This window comes from Eikenella exigua (assembly GCF_008805035.1).
GTDB classification, from domain to species: Bacteria; Pseudomonadota; Gammaproteobacteria; order Burkholderiales; family Neisseriaceae; genus Eikenella; species Eikenella exigua.
The window spans coordinates 1,532,371-1,558,382 of sequence record NZ_CP038018.1 but is presented as its reverse complement, the minus strand read 5'-3'; the positions used below and the strand labels follow the sequence as shown (position 1 = coordinate 1,558,382).

The following is a 26,012-nucleotide window of genomic DNA, read 5'->3' as shown; positions in this document are numbered from 1 at the left end:
CTCCATGATAGTTTGCTATACTAAATCGAAGGCTACCTGAGAATACAGATTGCCTGGTTTAGCTTCGTTGAAGCGTTACTTTCAGGTAACCCTATTTTCCTTTGTTCCAAACAATCAAGAAGAGTATAGGCAAAGAAAAGGCTTGCCGAAGCAAGCCTTTTGTTGGGTTACTAGACTAGGCTAGCCACAAATTAGAATTTATGTACCACGCCAGTGCCTACGCCCCAGTTGTTTACGTTTTTATCGTTAGTGTTGGCTTTTTCACGCAACCAACCTACAGATACCAAGCCAGTGGTGCGGCGAGAGAACGCGTAGTCAGCACCAACAATGGCTTGCAGGTAGCGACCACCATCGGTCTGAACGTTATCACTCTTAGCACGGCCGTAAGCTACAGTTGCTTTCGGAGTAATAGCACCGAAAGTGTAAGCAGCAGAGAGTTGAGCCTCTGTGGTTTTGCCGTTGTTTTCGGTGGTAGCAGCAACGTCAGCATCTGCAAAGAAGTTAGTGTTTACGTTTTTAGCGTATTGGAAACCACCAGCAACATACAGGTTGTTAGCATCATAACCTACAGACAGGTTGTGAGCGTGGCTGTCTTTCCGACCGGCAGCAGCACTGGTAGATTTGCGAGCGTATTCAGTTGCGTAACGTGCGAAGAAGCCGCTGTTTTTGTAACCTAAGCCCAAACCAAATACCGGCTTGCCGTCATTAGTGCGGCCGCCGTGTACGTTAGCACCAGGAGCCATCTGGAATGAGAAGTCAAAACCACCAAAGTCAGGAGACTGATAGTTCAAGCTGGTACGGCGAGTACCGAAACGGGTATAGCGATCCAAGCCTAAGAGGTAGCTGCCATATTCCCAGTTGTCTTGGGCAACTACAGCATTTCTCAGCGGAGTGCTTACACGACCAACTTTAACAGTACCGAAACCACCTTCCAAACCAATGAAGCTGTCGCGGTTGTTTACAAAGCTGCCACCGGCCAAGCTGGTGTTAGCTTCAACTTGCCAAATAGCTTTCAGGTTGCCACCCAGGTCTTCAGAACCTTTGAAGCCGATGTAGCTACCGTAGTCAACCACACCCCAAGCGTTTCTTACGCTCTTCGGCTGGGCAGAGGTGCCTTCACGAACAAATTCAACACCGGCACGGATGTTGCCGTACAGAATCACTTCTGCAGAAGCGGCAACCGGCAAGGAAACCAATGCTAATGCAATCAGGGTTTTTTTCATGCTGCATTCCTTTATCTATGTCTAAACTAAAAATACACACTTAAAAAAGAAACTTCGTCTTCCTTTATTTAAGCTCTTACGCAATCGCCGCATTAGCGATTTCATAACTGCAATATAATTGTTCGGCGGCAAAAAAACAAATCCAATCGCGGGCAAAACAGCAGATGCGGGCGAAGTTGTATGCTTTATGCAACAATGTAGCGCTGTGTTGAGGGGCGGGTTTTGTGTTGTTTCAGGGCTGTGCTTTCTGGCAGCATCTGGTTGCGCGGCGAGGATTGCCTTGGTACGCGATACGGCCTAATTATCGTATAAATTATATTGTTCCGGCTGCCAGAAGGCGGTGCAGCCGGGAGTTTGAAATAAATGTTTGAGAGTTTATGAGCCACACTGTACACCTGAAATTTGAAGAGATAGATAACTCAGTTTTGCAGCGGCTGTGCGGGCCGCTGGAAGAGAATTTGGAAAAACTTGGTAAAGTGTTGGAAGTAGAAATTGGGCGACAGTTTGCCGAATTTACCTTTATTGGCAATCATGCTCATGCAGCGCGGGCCGCCCTCTTAAAGCTGGCCGAATTGGCTGAACAGCGGGATTTGGACGATAACGACATCCAGCTCTCAGCGGTAGAGGCCAAAACAGCCGACGAGGCTTTTGTGCCAAAGAGTGAGGCTGGATATCAGTCTTTCCTGCAAACGCGGCGCGGCAAGCTGGGCGGACGCACGCCGCGCCAAAATGGCTATATCCGCGCACTGCTCAGCCACGATATTGTTTTCGGCTTAGGCCCGGCGGGTACAGGCAAAACTTATTTGGCAGTGGCGGCAGCAGTGGATGCCATGAGCAAGCACGAAGTGGAACGTATTGTGCTGGTGCGCCCCGCGGTGGAAGCGGGGGAGAAACTCGGCTTTCTGCCGGGCGATTTGGTGCAAAAGGTAGACCCTTATCTGCGCCCGCTGTATGACGCGCTGTATGATTTGATGGGCTTCGACCGCGTTACCAAGCTGCTGGAACGCGGGCTGATTGAAATTGCACCGCTGGCCTATATGCGCGGGCGTACGCTGAACGGCTCGTATGTGATTCTAGACGAAGCGCAAAATACCACTCCGGAACAGATGAAAATGTTCCTCACGCGTATCGGCTTCGGCGCTAAGGCAGCAATCACCGGCGACATCAGCCAAATCGACTTGCCACGCAATATTAAGTCCGGTCTGAAAGACGCGCGGGAAAAACTGCAAGGCATCGAGGGCATTTATTTCCACACCTTTACCAGCGAAGACGTGGTACGCCATCCCTTGGTGCAGAAAATTGTGGATGCTTACGATGCTGCGAATGCAGAGCGGGAAGAGTAGCGTTTGCCGCCTTTGTCTCTTTAATTATTCCAGTTTCAGGTAGCCTCAAACCATCTACTTAAAGGCTACCTGAAATTTATCTCGGGTTCGACCTCAACCTTCAAAGTAAAGAACGATTATGCAAAATATGCGGCTGCCGTTGCGGCTCTATTTCAAAATATTCACGCCATTTTGGCATATGTGAATAAGTCGCATTTCCTTCACCAAATGATACAATCGTACCAAACCTTGCGGGAGAATTAGGAATAATGGGCAAAATGGAATGGATGATTGCGGTTTCGGCGGCAGGGCTGGCGGCTGGGGTGGCGTGGATACGGCATCGCCGGCAAACTGGTCAAGATTCTTACTTACCGTTGTGGCGGCCTTTGGTGTGGCTGGCGGGTTGGCTGGCTATACTCTTGGGTATTATCGGCATTTTTTTGCCGGGTTTGCCGACTGTACCGTTTGTGTTGCTGGCGGCAGGCTGTTGGTCGCGCACATCGCCGCGTTTCCACCGTTGGCTGAGCGAACACCGCCATTTCGGCCCAATGGTGCGTGACTGGGAGCGCAAACGGGTAATTCCGCTTAAGGGCAAGATAATATCGGCGTTGATGATGTCCTGTTCGTGTGCGTGGATGCTGTATCGTTTCCCAGAGCGCTGGTGGGCAGGTGTGGGGATGGTGATAGTGTGTTTGGCGGTAACAGTGTGGATGTGGCGGCTGCCGAGCAAGTAAAGTTGAGGGAGGGGAACATGAGGAAGGGGCTACCTGAAGATTTCAGGTAGCCCCTCCTGTATCAAATAACGTGTCGTTCTACAGGCTGTGTACTTTAAAAACAGTCCTTCAATCGGAGCGAGCTGTTTGTCTGCGGCGTGTGCCGGTGGCTTCTTGCAGGATTTGTTGAGTCGTGATTTTTCCCTTTCGGGCGTGGTGGATACGGCTGCAGCAATTGTTTTTCATACCGGGAGAGCCAACGCGGTATGAAGCAATAAGTGCTTTAGCTGTAATGTTTGGCAATATAAGGGTTTTGTGGCGATGGGTAGTAGCGTATTGCGGCAAGATGGTGTTTCTTCGCGAGAAAGGATAGTTATGTTTTCACTTTGTTGGAGCTCTTGTTTTCAGGCAGCCTGTACTGGATGGTAGCTTCCTTGAATAAAAAGGCTACCTGAAATTCCAGCTGCGCAGAAACTTGCGTAGCCGTTTTAACTTCGTTGAAGCTTACACTTTCAGGTAGCCTTTTACCTACTATGGAATCATAAAATCTGCCACACGAAGAAAATCAAGGTGTGCAGGATAAACAGCGGCACGAGGATGCCGAACGACCAGGCCATGTAGCCGAAGAAGCCGGGCATGGGCACTTTGCGCTGTTCGGCGATGGCTTTCACCATGAAGTTGGGGGCGTTGCCGATGTAGCTGAGTGCGCCCATGAACACGGAACCCATGGATATGGCCAGCAGGGTGTGGAACAGGTGGCCGTTCATCAGGGTGTGTGTGTCGCCGCCGGCCATGTTGAAGAACACGAGGTAGGTGGGGGCGTTATCCAAAAAGGCGGAGAGCATGCCGGTCATCCAGAAATACATGGTATTGATCGGATTGCCGGAAGCATCGTGCACGAGGGAAATCAGCGGGGCAAACGCACCGTGTTCGCCGGCTTGCAGTATGGCCAATACGGGGGCGATGGTGATGAAGATGCCGAGGAAGAGTTTGCCCACTTCGGCGATGGGCCCCCAGTTGAATTCGTTGCCGGCACGCACCTGTTTGGGGGTGATGGCGAGGGAAGTAACGGCCAGTGCCACCAAAATCAGATCGCGGGCGAGGTTTTGCAGGGCGTAGTGGGTGCCGAAAATTTCCAGGCCGGGGTGTGCGGGTTTCCAAATGCCAGACATCATCACGGCTGCCACCACGCCGCCCAGGAGCAGGAAGTTCCATTTGCCCATGAGCTTGATTTTTTCGGGCGGGCTGTCGGGGCTCGGGTCTTTGGCCAGGATTTCGTCGGCTTGGGCGAAGTATTTGCTGTCGAGGATGTAGAACACGGTGAGCAGCACGGCGGCGCTAATCAGCACGGGCGGCAGCATGTGTTGTACCGTCCACATAAAATCCACGCCTTTGAGGAAGCCGAGGAAGAGCGGCGGGTCGCCCAGCGGGGTGAGGCCGCCGCCGATATTGGCCACGAGGAAGATGAAGAAAATCACCACGTGCACGCGATGCTTGCGGTTGTCGTTGGCTTTGAGGATGGGGCGGATCATCAGCATGGCGGCGCCGGTGGTGCCCATCACGGAGGCCAGGAGCGTGCCGATGGCGAGCAGCGCGGTGTTCATGCGCGGGCTGCCGTGCAGATTGCCCCACACGAGGATGCCGCCGGAGATGGTGTAGAGCGCCCACAGCAGCAAAATGAAGGGGATGTATTCGGCCACCAAGGCGTGCACCAGCACATGCAGGCTGGTGGAGAAGCCGTACACGAGGGTGAAGGGGATGAGGAAGACCAGCGTCCAGCCGGCGGTGATTTTGCCGAAGTGGTGGTGCCAAATGTGGGCGAAAAACAGCGGGCCGGTGGCGATGGAGAGCAGAATCAGCACGAAGGGGATGCCCCAGGGCAGGCTCAGCTCGGCGCCGTTGAGCTCGCCGGCCAGCGCGGGAAGCGGCAGGGAGAGCAGCGGCAGGAGGAGGGCGGTTCGGATACGCATCGGGTTTCCTTTTGACGGGTGGTCTCAAACAAAATATTTCAGCCGGACGGGTTATCCGGCTGCTTTGCCGTGCCGATTGTAAATGAAAGCGGGCGGTGTGTCAGTATGTGCTGTTGGGTGGCGGTTGCAGGCTACCTGAAAACAAGCAGGCTTTATTGCCTATGCCCGCCACTTGAGGCAGCAGAGGCTACCTGAAACCCACCCGCCCGCTGTGCTACAATCCCGCCCTTGAATCGAACTGCTGCAAACCCGCCATGACCAAGAAAAAACCGAAAACCTTTGAAGAAGCCGTGAGCCGGCTGGAAGCCATCAACCAAGCCATGCAGGCCAGCGATATGCCGCTGGAAGATGCCCTGGCCGCCTATCAGGAAGGCAGCGAACTGGTGCGTTTCTGCCAAGCGCGGCTGGCCGAAGTAGAGCAGAAGCTGCAAGTGCTGGATTCCGGCGTGGAACGCGAGCTGGTGTTGGAACAAGATGAATAAACCTGATCATTGGCAACAACGTGCCCGCGCCCAGGCCGAACTCGTGCTGGAGCGCGTGCTGCCCGAAGCAGACAGCCTGCCGCAGCGGCTGCACCAAGCCATGCGCTATGCCGTGCTCGGCGGCGGCAAACGGCTGCGCCCCCTGCTGGTGCTGGCTGCCGCCGAATTAGGCCAATCCGAAGCCGCCGCTGTCGAGGCCGCTATGGCTGCCGTGGAGCTGGTGCACGTTTATTCCTTGGTGCACGACGACATGCCCGCCATGGACAACGACAGCCTGCGCCGCGGCAAACCCACCTGCCACGTTCAATACGACGAAGCCACCGCCCTTCTGGTGGGCGACGCGCTGCAAACCCTTGCCTTCGACGTGCTCAGCCGCCCCAACGGCCTGCTCGCGCAACGGCAGCTGCAAATGGTGCACACCCTCGCCCGCGCTTCCGGCAGTCTCGGCATAGCCGGCGGGCAGGCCATCGATTTGCAATCCGTGGGGCAGCGCATCGGCCAGACCGAATTGGAAACCATGCACCGCCTGAAAACCGGTGCCCTAATCCGCGCAGCCGTGGCCTTGGGCGCGCTTAGCTGCCCCGATTTGGACGATGCCGCCCTGGCGCGGCTCGACGACTACGCCGCCAAACTCGGCCTTGCCTTCCAAGTAATCGACGACGTGCTCGATTGCGAAGCCGACACTACCACATTGGGCAAAACCGCCGGCAAAGACCAAGAAGCCGACAAACCCACTTATGTCAAACTCATGGGGCTGAACACCGCCCGCGACTATGCCGAACGGCTCGTGGCCGAAGCGCAGCAGGCCTTGTCCGGCTTCGATGCCCGTGCCGACCGTCTGCGCCAACTGGCCGCCTTTGTCACCGAACGGCGGAACTGATGGGTTGCTGGCCGAAAAAGGGAAAGGCTACCTGAAAACCTGTTGAATCGGTTTCAGGTAGCTTTTAATTTGATCGGTGCAATCCATTTTGCCGTGAACGGGTTTTGCCCATTTGCTGTAAGTGGAGGCTACCTGAAAAATCGGTGTGGTTTTTTTCAGGTAGCCTGTGGCGGCACGGGTTATCTGAAATGCAAAGTGCTCAAGTTTGCTGTTTGTACAGCCATATTGATCTGCTTTGTGTGTGGCAAACAATAAAAAGGCTACCTGAAACTGTCAGGTAGCCTTTCGTTATGCTTCAACGTGGCCGGTGTAAAGCTTGGGGTTTACCAGTAACCCCTCACTTTCCACCAAACACCGCCGATAATCACGAAGACGGTGAGGTTGACCACGCTCATGATGAAGCCTGCTTTCCACCATTCGCCCAAGGTGGTGTAGCCGGAACCGAAGATCACGGGAGAGGTGCCGGTGGCGTAGTGGGTAAGGGTCATCATGATGCTGGAAGAGGAAGCCAGCAGCAGGGCGTAGAGCATGGGAGGCGCGCCCAGGGCCAGGCCGGCGGCATAGAAGGCGCTGAGCATGGCGGTGATGTGGGCGGTGGTGCTGGCGAAGATGTAGTGAGCATACATATAGGCCAGAAGCAGCAGGGTTACCGCGCCAACCCAGCCCATGCCCATGCCGCCGATGCCGCTTTCCAAGAGTTTGGAGAGCCAGGCAATCAGGCCGAGCTTGTTGAGGAAGGTGGCCATCATCACCAGGGCGGAGAACCAGGTAACGGTGTCCCACGCGCCTTTTTCAGTCAGGACATCCTGCCAGGTAAGCACACCGCTGAGCAGCAGCAGGGAGAGGCCGAGGAAGGCGGTGGTGGTGGGGTTGACGGCGTAGGCTTTGCCGAAAATCATGGCCGGAATGCCTGCCCACAGCAGCAGCAGGATGGCAAAAATGCCCAACATGATTTTTTCGCCGCGGTTCATCGGGCCCAGTTCTTGCAGCTTGTCTTTGGCAAACTGAGAAGCGTTCGGGGTTTCCTTGATTTCGGGCGGGAAGAAGAAATACAGCACCAGCGGCATCAGGAACATGGCTGCCAAACCGGGCACAAGCATAGCAACAGCCCAAGTGCCCCAGCTCAGATGGATATCGGAGTTGGTGGCTTTAGCAATCAGATCCACGATCAGCGGGTTGGGCGCGGTGGCGGTGATGAACATGGCGGAGGTAATCGGGTTGCTGTGGTAGTTTACCAAGGCCAAGTATTTGCCGATGCGGCTTTGCGTGCCTTTTTCCGGGTCGGAATCGAAGCTGCCCGCAATAGATTTCATAATCGGGTGGATGATGCCGCCGCCGCGCGCAGTATTACTGGGCGTTACCGGAGCGAGAATCAGCTCGGAAATGGCCAGGCTGTAGCCGATGCCCAGCGTTTTCTTGCCGAATAAGGAGATAAAGTAGTAGCCGATACGTGCGCCCAGCCCGGTTTTCAGGATGCCGCGCGAAATCATGATGGAAATACCGATGAGCCAAATCAGCGGGTCGCCGAAGGAGCTCAACGCATCTTTAATGGCCACGGTGGCCGGGTTTTTGATCGGGTTGCCTTCGGGATCAAGCTCGGGCACGGTTACCTTGGTAATGGCCACCAGCATAATGGCGAGAATCGATAGCGCGCCGATGGGCATGGCTTTGCCGATGATGGCGGCAATTACGCCCACAAACAGCGCCAGCAGATGCCAGGCATTGGGGGTAACGCCCTGCGGTACGGGAATGACAAACCAAATCAACAGCGTCAGCGCCACGGCCACCGCCATTGGTATGGGTTTAAACCCGAGTTTGTTGTCCATTTCCTACTCCTTAACTCAAGTTGATGAAAGTACTGCAACCAATGAATTGTCTAGCGCATTTTAGCAGTTTTTTACGTAAATAGAAGGAATTTACTTTGCTAAAATTTATCGTGAATACAATGAATTGTTGAAATGATATGAATGCGGAGGCATCGAGGCGGCGCAAAATGGCAAAGGCTACCTGAAAATCGGCGGGGATTTTCAGGTAGCCTTGATTCGGGGGGTTGGCTGTTATAGCTGCTCTTTTTTCACGGCAGCCAGGGCGCGGGCGAGGTTGTAGGCCAATACGTCGTCCACCAGGCGGGGCACTTCGTCTAAGAAGGCCTGCTGCATATTCTGCACCATCAGCGCGGTTTGCCGCTGCAACGCGGTTTTCACCATGCCGGATACGGCATCGGCCAGATGCGGGCGCAATTTTTCGGCCAGGCGTTCGAGCAGGACTTGCTCGCTTAGGCAGAGGATTTTGTGTTGCAGATTGCCGGGCAGGGTGTAGGCGTTGAGCAGCACCACTTTTTCGGCAGCAGCGGCCAGCGCAGCGGTGCCGGGCTCGGCTTGGGCATCGTATTCGGGCTGTGCGGCAGCCTCGGCGGCGGCTTCGATTTGTTCGGCTACGTCTTGATCTGGCGTTACCGTGGGCTGTGCGCCGCCCAACCAAACGGTGGCCTGCTCGATTACGGGCTCGTCACGGCCGACGCGCAGGGAATGTTGGGCGGCCAGCCAGTCTTCTTGAAACAGGATTTGCGGGTTGTTTAGCTCGGCTTCGGAGCTGGCGGTTTGCAGGTTGTGCTGTTGCTGCCAATGCTGGAGATAGGCTTGATAGGCCTGTTTTTGTTCGTCCAGATTCAGGCGGCGGTGGAGGCTGTCGCGGAGTGCGCTGGGGCGTACGCCGGAGCTGGTGGGCTGTGCGGCGGTTCCAGCAACGGGTGATGGGGTGTGGATATGCGCGGGGCGGATTTCTGCGGTAGACGCGGGCGTTGGGTTGGCTTCGGCAACCAAGGTGTCGTATAGGAGGGCGGCAGAAGGGAGGCGGTTGGATTGGGCGGCGGGCGGTTGTTGTGCCTGTTTGGCCAGATGGCGGCGTTTTTGTTGCAGACGCTCTAGGTCTTTTTCCCAATCTTCGGTGTCTGCTGCAGCGGATTGCGGGGTGGAGGTGTTGTCGTTGAGGGTGAAAACCAAATTGTCTTGCGCTTGGGTCATGGTGGTTTTTTCGAGGAGTGGTTAGTTTATGTATTAACCGTTTTAGGTAGCCTTTGATTGCTTGCCATGAGGCTACCTGAAAACGTAACAGACGATATTATTTCATAAAATATGCTTCTGTGGGTGGCGGCTGTCCAATCGCCGGGCTTGAGCTTATAATCCGCCCCGTTGCCTGGCAGCGTGGCCTAGGGCGGAAAGGAAGAATGTTATGGAAGAAATCAATCAGAGAATCAGCTATTTGGAAGAAAGCTACGAGGCTTTGCGCGTGCAAAACCTAGTGTTGGGCAGCGCGTTGAAAAGCCTGCTGCGCAGCCTGCCGCCGGATATGGCGCAAGATGTGTTGGAGGCAGTGCGCGCGGGGTTTGATGATGAACTGGCGCGGCTGGAATATTCCGACAGCGCACAAAGCGAGCTGTTCCATTATGCAACTTATGCCTTTTTTGGTGAGAAGAACTACTGACTAAATTAGGTGTCGTGAATTCAGATTTAAATCGGAGTAAGGCTGGCCGCAGATAGTGATGGCGGGTTAACGCAGTATCGGTTTAAATTTAATTCACGAAAATACAGGAGAAAACCATGCACACACTTTGCAAACTGCCCTTTTTCGGCGTGGCGGAAGTGAGCGGCGTGGATGCCGCCGAATTTCTGCACAGCCAGCTTTCCAACCATATTTTGGATTTGCAGCCGGGCGAGGCTTGTTTCACCACCTACAATTCGCCGCGCGGGCGGGTGCTGGCCAATATGCTGGTGTTGCGCCGTGCCGACCGTTTCCTGCTGGTGATGGCGGCGGATTTGCTGGAAGCCACGATAAAGCGGCTGCGGATGTTTGTGCTACGCAGCAAAACGTTGTTCCACACCGACAGTGCCTGGCAGGTGTACGGCCAAAGCGGTGCGGATACGGGCACAGATGCCGCCGCGCTCAAGTTTGCTGCCGAAGAAGATGATAATGGTCTGATTACGCTGGCTTTGGCCGGCGGTAACCGCATTGTGCTCAGCCCTGCGCCGCTGCCCGATGCCGACCGCCCTGCCGCTGCCGAAGCCTGGCAGGCCGCCGAAATTTTGCAGGGGCGGCCGTGGATTTCACGGCCCACTGTGGAAAGCTGTGTGGCGCAAATGTTGAATCAGCACCTGCTCGGCGGCGTGCATTTCAAAAAAGGCTGCTATCCGGGGCAGGAAATTATCGCCCGTGCGCAATATCGCGGCCAGGTGCGGCGTGGTATGGCGGTGTGCCGCAGCGCCCAGCCTGTAGCCGTGGGCAGCAAGGTGGAAGCCGATGGTGAGGAAGTGGGCATTGTTATTAACAGTACGGCACACGACGGGGCTTTTGTGTTGCTGGTGGTAATCAAACACGGCGCGGCAGGCAAGGACTTGCAGGCCGGCGGGCAGGCTTTGCAAACGCTAAAGTTGTTGTTTGAGACGGAAGCGGCGGGATGAGATAGCCGCCTGCCTGGCTGAAGTGCAATTAAGAAACAGGCTACCTGAAAATGCTACACAGTTTCTGTGAAGCTAAAGTTTCAGGTAGCCTGTTGTGTTGCTGCTTTGCTTAATTGCACAGCAAAAGCGGTTCAGCTAAATTGATTAAGGAGTGATTCTCCGTGTGCCGAAAGCGCCGGTGTACTCACCTTGTTTTTGGTAGGTGCCGCCCATCTCGTCGGCATGGCCGCCATAGAAGTAGCCGCTGAATTTCGCGCCAGAGTTGGCCGTGCCGCTAAAGCTGTTGCCGGAAATGCGTTATCCAATACAACGGTCGCGTTGTTGGCGGGAGTAAGTGTGCCGCTGATAGTGTGATTGCCGAAATCAACATTGAAGTTGGCTGCACCGGTTTCAATCCGAGCGTTGGGTTGATTGGACATTGGGGCGTGAACGGCATAATCGGAATAGTTAAATGTACCGCTATTAGGCATATCGTTGGCTGATGTCACGATACCTTGCGAAAACATATAACCCTGAGCATCAGTTCCTTCACGGACGTAGCCATAGCTGGATTGCGTCATCACTTGCCCTACGCGTGCGGTGTTTCGTGCTTGCATATTGAGCAGACCGCCGGCAACTATATTGGGAGGGATAATGTTCAGCTCTTGACCATCTACCTTCAGAACGCCAAAGTTTTGTTGGGTAAAGGACAGAGCCTGCTCGCTGATGCGCTGATAGCCGTTAGATGACAGGGTGATGGCCTTGCCGGTACGCTGATTAGCGGGAGGGGGCGGGGGATTGCCGCCACCCGGATTGGGGTCGTCGGGATTGATCGGATTGTTGGGGTTACCCAATTTAGTTGGCTTGTGTGCTCATCAGGCGCAGGGCTTTCAGGTAGCCTTGCTGACTGGTGACGAGGCCGATGAATTCGCCGTTGGCGGCGTAGATGCGCAGGGGGGTGTTTTCCGGCAGCTCCAGTGGGGCGGCAGGGGTTTGGCCGAAGCGCAGGGCGCGAATGGTTTGTTCGCTGGCGGTGTGCTGCGGCAGATGTTGCACCAATGTATCGCAGGGCAACAGTAAGGCATCGCGCTGCTCCTCCGTGAGCGCGGTAAGGCTTTCGATGCTGTGGCTGTGTTCGATTTGGAAGCCGGCGGTGGCGGTGCGGCGCAGGGCGGTGAGGTGGGCTAGGGTGTGGATGCTTTTAGCAATATCTTCGGCGAGGGTGCGGATGTAGGTGCCTTTGCTGCATTGCACGCTGATTTGGGCTTCGGGGAATTGGAAGCGGAGGATTTGGATGGCGTGGATGTAGATGTTGCGGGGCTGGCGTTGGATATCGATGCCTTGGCGGGCATATTGGTATAGGGGTTTGCCTTGGTGCTTGAGGGCGGAATACATGGGGGGCAGCTGCTGTTGTGCGCCGAGGTGCTGGCGGCAGGCTACCTGAAAATCGGTTTGGCTGATTTCGGTGTGGCTGGTGGCGATGATGCTGCCTTCGGCATCGCCGGTGTCGGTGGACTGGCCGAGGCGGAGGGTGGCGATGTAGGCTTTGTCGGCATCGAGCAGGTATTGGGCGAATTTGGTGGCTTGGCCGAAGCAAACGGGGAGCAGGCCGGTGGCCAGCGGATCGAGCACGCCGGTGTGGCCGGCTTTTTCGGCATGGTAGAGGCGGCGGGCTTGCTGGAGGGCGCTGTTGCTGGATAGGCCGGTGGCTTTGTCGAGCAGGAGGACGCCGTCGAGGGGGCGTTTTTGAGGTTTCATGGCGTGGATTATTGATTGATCGGTAGTTTATTTTTCAGGTAGCTTTTCTTCGGAGGAAGGCTACCTGAAAATATTGGGGCGGGTTGTTCGGCCAAGCGGTACACTTCGGCGAAGTTGGGCTCGCCCACATGGGTTTTGGCGATCTGGCCGTTTTTGTCCATCAGAAAGGAGATGCAGCGGCGATGACTTGGTAGGCCTGCTGGGTTTGGCCTTGTGTGTCGTAGAGCACGGTGAAGGGCAGACGGTGGGTTTGGGCATTTTGGTTTTATGCAGCCGGGGCAGTAGGGAAACCAGAAGTTGATGAGGGTAACTTTACCTTGCAGGGTGGTTTGGTCCACGTTTTGGCCTTGCAGGTTTTGCAGGGCGAAGGCGGAGGCGTTTGGGGGCGAACAGGATGTAGCCGGCGGCAGCGAGCACGGCCAGCAGGAGGAAGGCGCCGAGGTATTTTTTCATGAGGCGGGTTCTGCGGGGTTGGACGGTATGTGGGCGGCAATGGCTTGCTGCAGTTCGGTAGGGAAGCGGATGGCGCGGCCGGTGGTTTGGTCGATGAGCATGAAGCTGACACGGGCTTCAGCGAGGATGTGTGGGCTGCCGGTTTTGCGGATGATTTGGTTGATAACGGCTTGGCGCGCGTCGGCTTGGGCAAAGGCGGTTTCGATGTCGAGCTTGTCGCCGAGGAGGGCGGCGCGGCGGTAGTGGATGTCGATGTGGACGATAGCCATGCCGTAACGGCTATTGCGGAAGAATTCGGCCAGTCCGTTGTGGTCGAAGTAATCCCAGCGGGCTTCTTCGAGGAATTCGAGATAGCGGGCGTTGTTTACGTGGCGGTATACGTCGAGGTGGTAGCCGCGCACGGTGAGGTGGGTGTGGTGTGGCATGGCAGGGATGGAAATGGCCGGTGTGCGGGCTGCCGGCCGTTGGTTTTACAGGGGTTGGAAGGGTTCACGTTCCACTTCGCGGGCGGACAAATCGCAGAGGATGGGGGAGAGTTGGATATCGAACCATTCGGCAAAGATGTCGGGATACAAATCGGGCCATTGGCTTTCGTCTTCGCACCAGTCGGCCAGTTCGGCGGCGAAGATGGTGTCGATTTGGGATTTGATTTCCGCCCACACTTCTTCGCTATCATCGCAGGGGTTGGTGAGGTAGGCGTTGGCGTTGTTTTGCAGGTCTTCGAGGGTAAGGTCGTCGAGCTCGGCGCCGGGCAGGGCGGTGAGCCAGTTCCAAAACGGCTGTAGCGGCACCAGCCGGAATACGCTGCGGTTGATTTCGTACATGATGCGCTCCTTTGTTGAGGCGGTGGGGGAAGGGTTTCAGGTAGCCTTTGTTTTTCAGGTAGCCTTTGCTGCTTGTGGAAAGGCTACCTGAAAATCAGAAGGGCGGCAATTTTAGCGGCTGAGGATTTCTTCGTAGATGGTATTGGGGGCGGGGCGACCGCTGTTTGAGTTGTCTGCCGGAGTATTGGTAGCTGGGGTGCCCAAGTTTGCTGCGGGCTCGGCAGACGGTTGCGCGGTGGTGGCTGGTTCAGCGGCGGGTTGCTCGGCAGTAGCTGTGGATTCGCTGCCGGTGTTGCCGCTATCTTCTTCAAAGCTGGGCACGTAGTCGTCTTCGCTGCCGGGCAGGGTGGTGCCGGTTTGTTTGGCACGGGCGGCCATGTAGGCATCGCGGATGAAGGTGTAGCGGTCGAGCGCAACTTGGTTTACGCCGTCGGTGAGGTCGAGCAGGTTGGCGCGGGTATCCAGGGTTTTCACGCCGGTGGCGGCCCAGTAGCCGGCGCCGTTGCCGAAGGCGAGTTTTTCGGGGGAATAAACGCTGGTGATGGTGTTGCCCAATGCATCGCGCACGGTGCTGGGACCGAGCAGGGGATAGACGAAGTAGTTGCTGTTTTTCCAGCCCCAGCTGGCGAAAGTGTCGCCGAGGGTGTTTTTGTTGTTGGGCATTTGGGCTTCGCTGGCGATGTCGATGAGGCCGCCGAAGCCAAAGGTGGTATTGATGCCTACGCGCACGAGGTCGCTGCCGGCTTTGGAAATGTTGAGCCGCAATAGGTTGCTGCCAACACTCACGATGTCGCGCAGGTTATTGAAAAAATTGCCGATGCCGCTGCGCACGGGGCGGGGGGTAACGGCGCGGTAGCCGCGTGCCACGGGAGAAAGGAAGTGGCGGTCGATGCGGTCGTTTACGCCGAACATGAAGCGGTTGTAGCCTTCATAGGGGTCGTAGGCGACGCCTTCGGCCAGGGCATTACCGGACAGGCCGATGGTGAGCAGGGTAAGGGTGAGCAGTTTTTTCATGATGTTATCCAGCCGCCTACTTCATACAATTCGGCCAAGGCCGCCACGCCGGCGGGCAGGCCGCGGAATACCCAAGCGGCTTCGGGGCGGCTGCGTTTGGCGGTGGCCATGAGGGAAATGCAAACGGAATCGGCTTGGCTGACGCCGGAGAAATCGATTGCGGGGGCAGGGCTGTTTTTCAGGTAGCCCAGCTGTTGGCAATAGGCGTGAAACAGCGGGGCGGTTACCGTGGCAACGGTTACTTCCCCACTGAGGTACACAGTTTCATCGCGGCATTCGCTGTGCATGGATTCAGCTGCCGTTTTTGCTGCGCAGTTCTTGAATCAGGCCGTCGATGCCTTTTTGCGCGATGGTGTTGTTGAATTGGCTGCGGTACACGGTTACCAGGCTGGCGCCTTCTACGGCCACGTTATAAACGCGGTATTTGCCGCCGCTTTGGTACATGGTGTAGTCCATGGTGACCGGTTTGCCGCCGGCGGGAGTGATGTCGGCGGTAACGATAATGCTGTTGCCGCGCTGAACCGCGTTCTCGCGGATAACCACGTTGGCGTTGCGGTATTGCAGCATGGTGCCGGAGTAGGTGCGGATGAGCAGGGTTTTAAACTGCTCGGTCAGTGCGGTTTTCTGCGCTGGGGTGGCGTTGCGCCAGTTGGCGCCCACGGCCAGCTCGGTCATGCGGGTAAAGTCGAAATAGGGGATGGCGTAGTTTTCGGCCTGACGGCGAACTTGCACATCGTTGTTGTTTTTGGCGTTTTGCAAGATGTTCAGCACTTGGGTGCTGTTCTGCTTGAGTTGCGCCACGGCCTGCTGCGGCGTGGCGAAGGCCAGGCCGATGCTCATGATGCCGATGCTCAGGGCGGCGGTGAGTGCGGATTTTTTCATTGATGTTTTCCTTTCCCAGTGAAAAATGAAAATGTTGTAGTGTGTTTATTGTGTTGCGCCGTTTTTTTCTACGGTATTGGTCATAAATTTGCCGATTAACTGCTCCAGCACCAAAGCGGAGCTGGTGATTTCGATGGAGTCGCCGTTTTTCAGTTCGGTTTCCTCCGCGCCCTGCTGCAGGCCGATGTATTGCTCGCCCAGCAGGCCGGAAGTGAGGATTTCGGCAGAAACGTCGGTGCTGAAGCGGTATTGGCTGTCGATATTCAAGCTCACATTGGCTCGGTAGGTTTTTGGATCGAGCTGGATGGAGGATACCCTACCCACCACCACGCCTGAAGCCTTCACCGGGGCTTTCACTTTCAAGCCACCGATGTCGGTAAAGCTGGCGGAAACGGTGTAGGACGACTGGCGGGAAACTGTTTGTCCGCCGGCTACGCGCAGTGATAAAAATACCACAGCGGCAATGCCTAAGGCCACAAAAACGCCGACCCAAAGTTCTAAAGTGCTTCTTTTCATAATCCGGTTATCCGATAAACATGATGGCGGTTAAAACAAAATCCAAGGCCAAAACGGTGAGCGCGCTGCTCACCACGGTGCGGGTGCTGGCACGCAGGATGCCTTCCGGCGTGCTGCGGCAGTGGAAGCCTTGATATACGGCAATTAGCGAAATGGCCACACCAAACACCACCGATTTAATCAACCCGTTCACCACATCGTAGCCCACATCGATATTCGCCTGCATCTGTGACCAGAAAATGCCGCCGTCCAAGCCCAGATAGCGCACGCCGATAAGATAGGCGCCGTAAATGCCGGCCACATTGCAGATAGAAGCTAACAGCGGCATGGAAATCACGCCTGCCCAAAAACGCGGCACCACCACGCGGGCAACGGGATCAACCGCCATCACCTTCATCGCCTCCAGCTGCTCAGTGGTTTTCATCAGGCCGATTTCGCTGGTCATCGCGCCGCCCGCGCTGCTGGCAAATAAGATGCCGGCCAGTACCGGCCCCAGTTCGCGCAACAGCGATGCAGCCACCATATAGCCCAAAATATCGGCCGATTTAAATTTGGCCAGCTGGGTGTAGCCCTGCAAACCCAGTACCATGCCCACAAACAGTCCGGACACAGCAATGATGACAATGGATAGCACACCGGTGAAATACATTTGGCGGATACCCAGCCGCAGGCGCGGCAGCAGCGTGCCGGAGCGTGCCAGCACGGCGAACAGGAATAGGGTGGTTTTGCCCAGTTCCTGTAGGAAATCCAGCGTTTTCGCGCCTAGGGTTTGGAAAAAATTCATAATTCAGCTATTGAGCAAAACTTGTTGTATGCCGCGCTCGGCCGGATAGCGGAAGGCGACCGGGCCGTTGGGCAGGCCGTTGATAAATTGGGTAATCCACGGTGAATCGAGGCTGCGCATTTCTTCTGGGCTACCTGAAAACAGGATTTCGCCGTGGGCAAGGAAAATCACTTGGTCGGCAATTTGCAGCGAGCGTGGCACATCGTGTGTAACCATCATGCTGGTGGAGCGCAGGGCACGGTTGATTTTGCTGATCAAGTCGGCAATTACGCCCAGCGAAATCGGGTCGAGGCCGGTGAATGGCTCGTCATACAGCATCAGCGCGGGGTCGAGGGCGATGGTACGCGCCAAGGCAACGCGGCGGGACATGCCGCCGGATAGCTCGTCCGGCATCAGGTTTTCCGTGCCGTGCAGGCCGACGGCACTGAGCTTCAGGCGCACCAAATCGCGGATGATTTCTTCTGGCAAGTCGGTTTGCTCACGCAGCGGGAAAGCCACGTTTTCATATACGGATAAATCGGTAAATAGTGCACCGAATTGGAACAGTACGCCCATATTGCGCCGATGTTGGTGCAACTCTTTTGCGTTGAATGCGGCAAGGTCGCGGCCATTAATCAGCACGCGGCCGGAAGTGGGGGCAATTTGGCCGGTAATCAGGCGCAGCAGGGTAGTTTTACCACTGCCGGAACCACCCATCACGGCGGCAAACGTGCCTTGGGCTACCTGAAAACTAACGTTGTTCAGGATGGGGCGTTCGCCATAGGCAAAGGCGACGTTTTGCATTTCGATGAAGGGTGTGGCCATGGGCGGCGGTGGTTAGGTTTACATACAAGGGAGTCGATTATAGGGAAAAAGCACACTGGGTTCAATGATTTTGCCAATGGTGAGGCTGAGTGCTGGCTGGAAGTGTTGTAGATTTTTCAGGTAGCTTTTGTGTGGAGGGAAGTGTTTTTATATCATGTAGATAGCTTGAACTGAAGGCTACCTGAAAGTTTTAAGACTGCTGCATGAGTGGCAGATTTTCAGGTAGCCTTTGTGCCTGATAGTGTGCGGCTATGATGGTGCGCGGTGGTGTTGCCAGTGTTTGGCCATATCGAGGGCGGTTTGAATGGCGGTGAGCAGGCTGCCGTGGTCGGCGCGGCCGGTACCGGCTAGGTCGAGAGCAGTGCCGTGATCGACTGAAGTGCGGATGAAGGGTAGGCCAAGGGTGATATTCACGCCTTGACCGAAGGAGGCATATTTGAGTACGGGCAGGCCTTGGTCGTGATACATGGCAAGCACGGCGTCGGCATCTTTGAGCAGGAAAGGCTGGAATAGGGTGTCGGCGGGGTAGGGGCCGCGTACATCGAGGCCTTGCTCGCGCAGGGATTGTAATTCGGGTTCAATGATTTGGATTTCTTCCCAGCCAAGATGACCTTGTTCGCCGGCATGGGGGTTGAGCCCGGCCACGAGGATGGTGGGCTTAGTGATGCCGAATTTAGTTTGCAGGTCGGTGTGTAAAATGTGCAACACGGAGTGCAACAGCGGGCGGGTGATGGCGGCGGGGATATCTTTGAGGGGGAGGTGGGTGGTGGCGAGGGCAACGCGTAGGCCGTTGCCGGCCAGCATCATGACGACCTGTTCGGTATGGCTGATGGCAGCGAGGTATTCGGTGTGGCCGCTGAAGAGGATGCCGGCGTCGTTGATGATGCCTTTGTGCAACGGGGCGGTTACCATGCCGGCAAATTCACCTTGGCAGATGCTGCTATAGGCACGATCAAGCAGGGAGAGTACGTAGCGGGCATTGGCGGAGTTGAGTTGGCCGGTGTGGCAGGGGGCGGAGAGGGGAATGTGTAAAACTTCCAGTGTGCCAGGGGCGGGCGGATGGTTGGGATGATAATCGGCAAGGGGGGTGTTGTAGCCGAGTTGCTGGGCACGTTCGGTGAGGAGTTGTTTGTCGGCTAAGACAACGCAGCGACAGGGTAAAGTCTGCTGAGCTAAAGTAAGACAGATATCGGGGCCTATGCCGGCAGGCTCGCCGGAGGTGATGGCTAGGATAGGTGTGACGGGCATGGTGAGGCTACCTGAAAACTAAAGATGGCAGGATTATAGCAGTTGGTAGCTAAGCAGATTTTTGATGTGGATAATACTTGTGTGCGGAATAAGGGTGTTAGCCAGGATAATTTAATTTAGGCAAAATAAAAGGATGCTACCTGAAGTAGCATCCTGAAATTAGGCTAGCCGTTGATTATTCGTCGGCACCAGTGTAGGGGCGAACGTTAACGGTTTTACGGTTGTGTACGCCTTTTACGGTAAATTCTACGTAGCCGTCCACTTTGGCAAACAGGGTATGGTCTTTACCCATGCCTACGTTGTTGCCTGCATGAAACTTGGTGCCACGCTGGCGAACGATGATGGAACCGGCAGGAATCAGCTCGTTGCCGTAGGCTTTTACGCCCAAGCGTTTGGCTTCTGAATCGCGGCCGTTGCGGGTGCTGCCGCCTGCTTTTTTACTTGCCATGTTTGATACTCCTGAATTAGGTTAAAAACTTAGGCGATGGCCACGATTTCAATTTGGGTGAAATTCTGGCGGTGGCCTTGGCGTTTCTGATAGTGTTTGCGGCGGCGCATTTTGAAAATGCGGATTTTTTCGCCGCGGTCATGAGCCACTACCTTGGCTGTTACTTTTGCGCCTTCAATAAAAGGTGCGCCTACTTTTACAGATTCGCCGTCAGCAATCATCAAAACTTCAGTCAGTTCGATTTGGCTGTCGAGTTCGGCAGGTATCTGTTCTACTTTCAATTTTTCGCCAACAGCAACTTTGTATTGTTTGCCGCCGGTTTTTATGACCGCGTACATACTCAACTCCATGTGGGGTTATTATCAAAGGTTTATAAAGGTTTAATTTTTTATCTAGTGTTCGATTAATGCCTGGAACACAAGACAAGAACTGCGTATTTTATTGCATCTGTGGTTATCTTGTCAAAAGGTTATTTTCCTTTTGTAGTCTGATGGCTGTGTTGTTGTTGGTAAAGAACGGGTCAAAAGGTATTTGACAAAATATTTTGGTAGGCGTATAGTCCGCATCTTCGCTGTTCCTTACGGCACGGTTTTGTTGTCGGTTTTACGGTTCAGCAGCTCTTTAACAATCAGATTACCGATAAGTGTGGGTGTTTTACACCTGCACTGTTGAGAAGAAGACAAGACGATGTTTAACATTGTTCTGTCGATTTCTTTGAAGCAGACCAGAAGTATTAAGTTAGAGATTGAACATAAGAGTTTGATCCTGGCTCAGATTGAACGCTGGCGGCATGCTTTACACATGCAAGTCGAACGGCAGCGGGGTAGTGCTTGCACTACTGCCGGCGAGTGGCGAACGGGTGAGTAATATATCGGAACGTACCGAGTAATGGGGGATAACCAATCGAAAGATTGGCTAATACCGCATACGTCCTGAGGGAGAAAGCGGGGGATCGCAAGACCTCGCGTTATTCGAGCGGCCGATAACTGATTAGCTAGTTGGTGGGGTAAAGGCCTACCAAGGCGACGATCAGTAGCGGGTCTGAGAGGACGATCCGCCACACTGGGACTGAGACACGGCCCAGACTCCTACGGGAGGCAGCAGTGGGGAATTTTGGACAATGGGGGCAACCCTGATCCAGCCATGCCGCGTGTATGAAGAAGGCCTTCGGGTTGTAAAGTACTTTTGTTCGGGAAGAAAAGGAGGGTGCTAATACCACCCTTTGCTGACGGTACCGAAAGAATAAGCACCGGCTAACTACGTGCCAGCAGCCGCGGTAATACGTAGGGTGCGAGCGTTAATCGGAATTACTGGGCGTAAAGCGAGCGCAGATGGTTATTTAAGCAGGATGTGAAATCCCCGGGCTCAACCTGGGAACTGCGTTCTGAACTGGATAGCTAGAGTGTGTCAGAGGGGGGTAGAATTCCACGTGTAGCAGTGAAATGCGTAGAGATGTGGAGGAATACCGATGGCGAAGGCAGCCCCCTGGGATAACACTGACGTTCATGCTCGAAAGCGTGGGTAGCAAACAGGATTAGATACCCTGGTAGTCCACGCCCTAAACGATGTCGATTAGCTGTTGGGCAACTTGATTGCTTAGTAGCGTAGCTAACGCGTGAAATCGACCGCCTGGGGAGTACGGTCGCAAGATTAAAACTCAAAGGAATTGACGGGGACCCGCACAAGCGGTGGATGATGTGGATTAATTCGATGCAACGCGAAGAACCTTACCTGGTTTTGACATGTACGGAACCCTTTAGAGATAGAGGGGTGCCTTCGGGAGCCGTAACACAGGTGCTGCATGGCTGTCGTCAGCTCGTGTCGTGAGATGTTGGGTTAAGTCCCGCAACGAGCGCAACCCTTGTCATTAGTTGCCATCATTTAGTTGGGCACTCTAATGAGACTGCCGGTGACAAACCGGAGGAAGGTGGGGATGACGTCAAGTCCTCATGGCCCTTATGACCAGGGCTTCACACGTCATACAATGGTCGGTACAGAGGGTAGCCAAGCCGCGAGGCGGAGCCAATCCCAGAAAACCGATCGTAGTCCGGATTGCACTCTGCAACTCGAGTGCATGAAGTCGGAATCGCTAGTAATCGCAGGTCAGCATACTGCGGTGAATACGTTCCCGGGTCTTGTACACACCGCCCGTCACACCATGGGAGTGGGGGATACCAGAAGCAGGTAGGGTAACCGCAAGGAGCTCGCTTGCCACGGTATGCTTCATGACTGGGGTGAAGTCGTAACAAGGTAGCCGTAGGGGAACCTGCGGCTGGATCACCTCCTTTCTAGAGAAAAAGTAGGGGTAGAGCATCCACACCTATCGGTAATCGGATACAGATGCGAAGAGAATGTTGGGTTTGTAGCTCAGCTGGTTAGAGCACACGCTTGATAAGCGTGGGGTCGGAGGTTCAAGTCCTCCCAGACCCACCAGTAGGCGTAGAGTGGAGCAGATCCGCCCAGGTACTGGGGGCATAGCTCAGTTGGTAGAGCACCTGCTTTGCAAGCAGGGGGTCATCGGTTCGATCCCGTTTGCCTCCACCACACAATACTTTCCAAATAAAAGTATGCTAAATATGCGAGCAAGCTGTTACATGTTGCAGTTTTGAGCGGTAGTTTATTTTTATTTGCGAAGTCAAAACGCATCGATCTTTAACAAATTGGCAAGCCGAAATCAACAAACAAACGAAGTAAGGCTTATCCTAAAGATAAGTCATACAGAAATTTGGGTGATGATTGTATCGACCGAATCCTGAAACGCAAAAGGCAGGGTTCGGACACAACAAGCAGTAAGCTTTATCAGAGTGGAGGCCTTAAGCCCCAGCTGTAGTCAACGCAGCGCGGGCGAAGTCAAAGAGGCGCTTCAAATGATAGAGTCAAGTGAATAAGTGCATCAGGTGGATGCCTTGGCGATGATAGGCGACGAAGGACGTGTAAGCCTGCGAAAAGCATCGGGGAGCTGGCAATAGAGCTTTGATCCGGTGATGTCCGAATGGGGGAACCCACACAGCAATGTGTATCCTAAGCTGAATATATAAGCTTAGAGAAGCGAACCCGGAGAACTGAACCATCTAAGTACCCGGAGGAAAAGAAATCAACCGAGATTCCGCAAGTAGTGGCGAGCGAACGCGGAGCAGCCTGTATGTGATAGCCGTCGGGATAGGAGAAGGAATTGGAAACTTCCGCCATAGTGGGTGATAGCCCTGTATCCGAAATTCCGGCAGTGGTACTAAGCATATGACAAGTAGGGCGGGACACGAGAAATCCTGTCTGAAGATGGGGGGACCATCCTCCAAGGCTAAATACTCATCATCGACCGATAGTGAACCAGTACCGTGAGGGAAAGGCGAAAAGAACCCCGGGAGGGGAGTGAAATAGAACCTGAAACCTGATGCATACAAACAGTGGGAGCACTTTATTGTGTGACTGCGTACCTTTTGTATAATGGGTCAACGACTTACATTCAGTAGCGAGCTTAACCGGATAGGGGAGGCGTAGGGAAACCGAGTCTTAATAGGGCGTCATAGTTGCTGGGTGTAGACCCGAAACCGAGTGATCTATCCATGGCCAGGTTGAAGGTGCCGTAACAGGTACTGGAGGACCGAACCCACGCATGTTGCAAAATGCGGGGATGAGCTGTGGATAGGGGTGAAAGGCTAAACAAACTCGGAGATAGCTGGTTCTCCCCGAAAACTATTTAGGTAGTGCCTCATGTATCACTTCCGGGGGTAAAGCACTGTTATGGCTAGGGGGTCATTGCGACTTACCAACCCATGGCAAACTCAGAATACCGGAAAGTGCAATCATGGGAGACAGACAGCGGGTGCTAACGTCCGTTGTCGAAAGGGAAACAACCCAGACCGCCAGCTAAGGTCCCAAATGATAGATTAAGTGGTAAACGAAGTGGGAAGGCTTAGACAGCCAGGATGTTGGCTTAGAAGCAGCCATCATTTAAAGAAAGCGTAACAGCTCACTGGTCGAGTCATCCTGCGCGGAAGATGTAACGGGGCTCAAATCTATAACCGAAGCTGCGGATGCATGCTTCATTAAAACAGCTTGCCGGAGCAAAGTGACGGAAAGCGCCCATCAAAGTCGAGTATGGTAGATGGGGTTAGCTGTTTTAATGAAGCGTGCATGGTAGGGGAGCGTTCTGTAGGCCTGAGAAGGCGTTTCGTAAGGAATGCTGGAGGTATCAGAAGTGCGAATGTTGACATGAGTAGCGATAAAGCGGGTGAAAAGCCCGCTCGCCGAAAGCCCAAGGTTTCCTGCGCAACGTTCATCGGCGCAGGGTGAGTCGGCCCCTAAGGCGAGGCAGAGATGCGTAGTCGATGGGAAACGGGTTAATATTCCCGTACTTGATTTAAGTGCGATGTGGGGACGGAGAAGGTTAGGTCAGCAAACTGTTGGAATAGTTTGTTCAAGCTAGTAGGTGGAAGAATTAGGCAAATCCGGTTCTTCATAACACCGAGAAGCGATAACGAGTATCTACGGATACGAAGTGACTGATACCACGCTTCCAGGAAAAGCCACTAAGCTCCAGCTTAAATCGAACCGTACCGCAAACCGACACAGGTGGGCAGGATGAGAATTCTAAGGCGCTTGAGAGAACTCGGGAGAAGGAACTCGGCAAATTGATACCGTAACTTCGGGAGAAGGTATGCCCTCTGAGGTGAAGGATTTACTCCGTAAGCTTTGGAGGGTCGCAGAGAATCGGTGGCTGCGACTGTTTATTAAAAACACAGCACTCTGCAAACACGAAAGTGGACGTATAGGGTGTGACGCCTGCCCGGTGCTGGAAGGTTAATTGAAGATGTGAGAGCATCGGATCGAAGCCCCAGTAAACGGCGGCCGTAACTATAACGGTCCTAAGGTAGCGAAATTCCTTGTCGGGTAAGTTCCGACCCGCACGAATGGCGTAACGATGGCCACACTGTCTCCTCCCGAGACTCAGCGAAGTTGAAGTGGTTGTGAAGATGCAATCTACCCGCTGCTAGACGGAAAGACCCCGTGAACCTTTACTGTAGCTTTGCATTGGACTTTGAAGTCACTTGTGTAGGATAGGTGGGAGGCTTAGAAGCAGAGGCGCTAGTTTCTGTGGAGCCGTCCTTGAAATACCACCCTGGTGACTTTGAGGTTCTAACCCAGGTCCGTAAACCGGATCGGGGACCGTGCATGGTAGGCAGTTTGACTGGGGCGGTCTCCTCCCAAAGAGTAACGGAGGAGTTCGAAGGTTATCTAGGTCCGGTCGGAAATCGGACTGATAGTGCAATGGCAAAAGGTAGCTTAACTGCGAGACCGACAAGTCGAGCAGGTGCGAAAGCAGGACATAGTGATCCGGTGGTTCTGAATGGAAGGGCCATCGCTCAACGGATAAAAGGTACTCCGGGGATAACAGGCTGATTCCGCCCAAGAGTTCATATCGACGGCGGAGTTTGGCACCTCGATGTCGGCTCATCACATCCTGGGGCTGTAGTCGGTCCCAAGGGTATGGCTGTTCGCCATTTAAAGTGGTACGTGAGCTGGGTTTAAAACGTCGTGAGACAGTTTGGTCCCTATCTGCAGTGGGCGTTGGAAGTTTGACAGGGGCTGCTCCTAGTACGAGAGGACCGGAGTGGACGAACCTCTGGTGTACCGGTTGTCACGCCAGTGGCATCGCCGGGTAGCTAAGTTCGGGAAGGATAAGCGCTGAAAGCATCTAAGCGCGAAACCTGCCTGGAGATGAGACTTCCCTTGCGGTATAACCGCGCTGAAGAGTCGTTCTAGACCAGGACGTTGATAGGTGGGGTGTGGAAGCGCGGCAACGCGTGCAGCTAACCCATACTAATTGCTCGTGAGGCTTGGCTCTATCATTTGAAGTGCTTTGCGGTGTGGAGACACCGGGAAGGGCACTCATAGAGAATAAAGCTTACTGGAATCGATACACATTACCCGATTGTTTGGTTAGTATAGCCGGACAGGACAGTTTGATTTGATTGGCCGGAGTGGACGCTACCGGCGGCTTGACGATTTGTACAGTTTAAGTTTGGCGGCCATAGCGGTTTGGTCCCACGCCTTCCCATCCCGAACAGGGCCGTGAAACGAACCAGCGCCGATGATAGTGCGGATACCCGTGCGAAAGTAGGACACTGCCAAACACCTATTTACGACACCCGCCTGATGGCGGGTGTTGTGCTTTGTGGGAGTATGATGAAAGGAATGGATGGAATACTCAGATTAATTAAGAATTTTAACTATATAATCCATCTTTTCTAGTTA

Annotated in this window: 24 protein-coding genes, 2 tRNA genes and 3 rRNA genes; 11 read left to right on the top strand and 18 right to left on the bottom strand. The window is 54.5% G+C overall.

Annotated features, from left to right (window positions below):
- Window positions 1-191 precede the first annotated feature (191 nt).
- Complete coding sequence (locus EZJ17_RS08065) at window positions 192-1,223, bottom strand: porin (protein WP_067441876.1); 1,032 nt, start codon at window positions 1,221-1,223, stop codon at window positions 192-194.
- 377 nt (window positions 1,224-1,600) lie between these two features.
- Between EZJ17_RS08065 and EZJ17_RS08060 the strand changes: the two genes are divergently transcribed.
- Window positions 1,601-2,566 carry a PhoH family protein gene (locus EZJ17_RS08060; RefSeq protein ID WP_067441873.1) on the top strand — a complete coding sequence of 322 codons (966 nt, stop codon included), beginning with the start codon at window positions 1,601-1,603 and terminating at the stop codon, window positions 2,564-2,566.
- Window positions 2,567-2,919: 353 nt separating this feature from the next.
- Window positions 2,920-3,279: a YbaN family protein gene (locus tag EZJ17_RS08055; RefSeq protein WP_167508199.1), complete on the top strand. Its 360-nt coding sequence runs from the start codon at window positions 2,920-2,922 to the stop codon at window positions 3,277-3,279.
- A gap of 518 nt (window positions 3,280-3,797) precedes the next feature.
- Here the strand turns inward: EZJ17_RS08055 and EZJ17_RS08050 are convergent.
- Entirely contained in the window at window positions 3,798-5,228 is a 1,431-nt protein-coding gene (locus EZJ17_RS08050) for a sodium:proton antiporter (RefSeq protein WP_067444266.1), read from the bottom strand.
- Between the two features lie 254 nt (window positions 5,229-5,482).
- Between EZJ17_RS08050 and EZJ17_RS08045 the strand changes: the two genes are divergently transcribed.
- Both EZJ17_RS08045 and EZJ17_RS08040 read left to right on the top strand, forming a co-directional pair.
- Window positions 5,483-5,710, top strand: coding sequence for an exodeoxyribonuclease VII small subunit (locus EZJ17_RS08045; protein WP_003823446.1), 228 nt, complete (start codon window positions 5,483-5,485; stop codon window positions 5,708-5,710).
- The gene (locus EZJ17_RS08040; RefSeq protein WP_067444268.1) at window positions 5,703-6,590 is read left to right on the top strand and encodes a polyprenyl synthetase family protein; all 888 of its coding nucleotides are present in this window, start codon (window positions 5,703-5,705) and stop codon (window positions 6,588-6,590) included. Before EZJ17_RS08045 ends, EZJ17_RS08040 begins: the two co-directional genes overlap by 8 nt.
- Window positions 6,591-6,913: 323 nt before the next feature.
- On the opposite strand, the gene EZJ17_RS08035 is transcribed toward EZJ17_RS08040, so the two are convergent.
- Window positions 6,914-8,416 (bottom strand): DASS family sodium-coupled anion symporter, encoded by a 1,503-nt coding sequence (locus tag EZJ17_RS08035; RefSeq protein WP_067441859.1) that lies wholly within the window; start codon window positions 8,414-8,416, stop codon window positions 6,914-6,916.
- A gap of 231 nt (window positions 8,417-8,647) precedes the next feature.
- A complete protein-coding gene (locus EZJ17_RS08030; protein WP_067441856.1) occupies window positions 8,648-9,613 on the bottom strand; it encodes a hypothetical protein in 966 nt (321 codons plus the stop codon).
- Between the two features lie 208 nt (window positions 9,614-9,821).
- On the opposite strand from EZJ17_RS08030, the gene EZJ17_RS08025 reads away from it, so the two are divergent.
- Window positions 9,822-10,073: an NGO1151 family protein gene (locus EZJ17_RS08025; protein WP_067441852.1), complete on the top strand. Its 252-nt coding sequence runs from the start codon at window positions 9,822-9,824 to the stop codon at window positions 10,071-10,073.
- Window positions 10,074-10,189: 116 nt separating this feature from the next.
- Window positions 10,190-11,047, top strand: a complete 858-nt coding sequence (ygfZ, locus tag EZJ17_RS08020) for a CAF17-like 4Fe-4S cluster assembly/insertion protein YgfZ (RefSeq protein WP_067441849.1) — start codon at window positions 10,190-10,192, stop codon at window positions 11,045-11,047.
- Window positions 11,048-11,178: 131 nt separating this feature from the next.
- On the opposite strand, the gene EZJ17_RS10655 is transcribed toward ygfZ, so the two are convergent.
- From EZJ17_RS10655 to rplU, 14 genes are all read right to left on the bottom strand, one after another.
- On the bottom strand, window positions 11,179-11,880 hold the full coding sequence (locus tag EZJ17_RS10655; RefSeq protein ID WP_067441846.1) for a HupA family protein: 702 nt from the start codon (window positions 11,878-11,880) through the stop codon (window positions 11,179-11,181).
- Between the two features lies 1 nt (window position 11,881).
- Window positions 11,882-12,784, bottom strand: a complete 903-nt coding sequence (gene truB, locus EZJ17_RS08010; RefSeq protein ID WP_067441843.1) for a tRNA pseudouridine(55) synthase TruB — start codon at window positions 12,782-12,784, stop codon at window positions 11,882-11,884.
- An 8-nt stretch (window positions 12,785-12,792) separates the two neighbouring features.
- The gene (locus tag EZJ17_RS10650) at window positions 12,793-12,945 is read right to left on the bottom strand and encodes a hypothetical protein (protein ID WP_231868054.1); all 153 of its coding nucleotides are present in this window, start codon (window positions 12,943-12,945) and stop codon (window positions 12,793-12,795) included.
- A gap of 288 nt (window positions 12,946-13,233) precedes the next feature.
- The gene (locus tag EZJ17_RS08000) at window positions 13,234-13,662 is read right to left on the bottom strand and encodes an acyl-CoA thioesterase (RefSeq protein ID WP_067441839.1); all 429 of its coding nucleotides are present in this window, start codon (window positions 13,660-13,662) and stop codon (window positions 13,234-13,236) included.
- A gap of 45 nt (window positions 13,663-13,707) precedes the next feature.
- The gene (locus tag EZJ17_RS07995; protein ID WP_067441836.1) at window positions 13,708-14,061 is read right to left on the bottom strand and encodes a VacJ; all 354 of its coding nucleotides are present in this window, start codon (window positions 14,059-14,061) and stop codon (window positions 13,708-13,710) included.
- Between the two features lie 111 nt (window positions 14,062-14,172).
- A complete protein-coding gene (locus EZJ17_RS07990) occupies window positions 14,173-15,075 on the bottom strand; it encodes an MlaA family lipoprotein (RefSeq protein ID WP_067441833.1) in 903 nt (300 codons plus the stop codon).
- Window positions 15,072-15,362: an STAS domain-containing protein gene (locus EZJ17_RS07985; protein ID WP_023887830.1), complete on the bottom strand. Its 291-nt coding sequence runs from the start codon at window positions 15,360-15,362 to the stop codon at window positions 15,072-15,074. Before EZJ17_RS07985 ends, EZJ17_RS07990 begins: the two co-directional genes overlap by 4 nt.
- A 4-nt stretch (window positions 15,363-15,366) precedes the next feature.
- Complete coding sequence (locus tag EZJ17_RS07980; protein ID WP_023887831.1) at window positions 15,367-15,957, bottom strand: MlaC/ttg2D family ABC transporter substrate-binding protein; 591 nt, start codon at window positions 15,955-15,957, stop codon at window positions 15,367-15,369.
- Window positions 15,958-16,002: 45 nt separating this feature from the next.
- Window positions 16,003-16,473, bottom strand: coding sequence for an outer membrane lipid asymmetry maintenance protein MlaD (gene mlaD, locus EZJ17_RS07975; RefSeq protein ID WP_067441829.1), 471 nt, complete (start codon window positions 16,471-16,473; stop codon window positions 16,003-16,005).
- Between the two features lie 7 nt (window positions 16,474-16,480).
- On the bottom strand, window positions 16,481-17,257 hold the full coding sequence (mlaE, locus tag EZJ17_RS07970) for a lipid asymmetry maintenance ABC transporter permease subunit MlaE (protein WP_067441826.1): 777 nt from the start codon (window positions 17,255-17,257) through the stop codon (window positions 16,481-16,483).
- Between the two features lie 3 nt (window positions 17,258-17,260).
- A complete protein-coding gene (locus EZJ17_RS07965; RefSeq protein WP_067441823.1) occupies window positions 17,261-18,061 on the bottom strand; it encodes an ABC transporter ATP-binding protein in 801 nt (266 codons plus the stop codon).
- 249 nt (window positions 18,062-18,310) lie between these two features.
- A complete protein-coding gene (gene pdxA, locus EZJ17_RS07960) occupies window positions 18,311-19,309 on the bottom strand; it encodes a 4-hydroxythreonine-4-phosphate dehydrogenase PdxA (protein ID WP_067444270.1) in 999 nt (332 codons plus the stop codon).
- A 175-nt stretch (window positions 19,310-19,484) separates the two neighbouring features.
- Entirely contained in the window at window positions 19,485-19,757 is a 273-nt protein-coding gene (gene rpmA, locus EZJ17_RS07955) for a 50S ribosomal protein L27 (protein ID WP_023887836.1), read from the bottom strand.
- Window positions 19,758-19,786: 29 nt separating this feature from the next.
- Entirely contained in the window at window positions 19,787-20,095 is a 309-nt protein-coding gene (gene rplU / locus EZJ17_RS07950) for a 50S ribosomal protein L21 (RefSeq protein ID WP_151086386.1), read from the bottom strand.
- A gap of 409 nt (window positions 20,096-20,504) precedes the next feature.
- Here rplU and EZJ17_RS07945 point away from each other — a divergent pair.
- From EZJ17_RS07945 to rrf, 5 genes are all read left to right on the top strand, one after another.
- Window positions 20,505-22,045, top strand: a 16S ribosomal RNA gene (locus EZJ17_RS07945).
- 68 nt (window positions 22,046-22,113) lie between these two features.
- Window positions 22,114-22,190: transfer RNA gene (locus tag EZJ17_RS07940), tRNA-Ile, on the top strand.
- 35 nt (window positions 22,191-22,225) lie between these two features.
- Window positions 22,226-22,301: transfer RNA gene (locus tag EZJ17_RS07935), tRNA-Ala, on the top strand.
- A 330-nt stretch (window positions 22,302-22,631) separates the two neighbouring features.
- Window positions 22,632-25,602, top strand: a 23S ribosomal RNA gene (locus EZJ17_RS07930).
- A gap of 176 nt (window positions 25,603-25,778) precedes the next feature.
- Window positions 25,779-25,891: ribosomal RNA gene (gene rrf / locus EZJ17_RS07925) — 5S ribosomal RNA — on the top strand.
- Together the 16S, 23S and 5S rRNA genes with 2 tRNA genes alongside form the textbook arrangement of a ribosomal RNA operon.
- Window positions 25,892-26,012 lie beyond the last annotated feature (121 nt).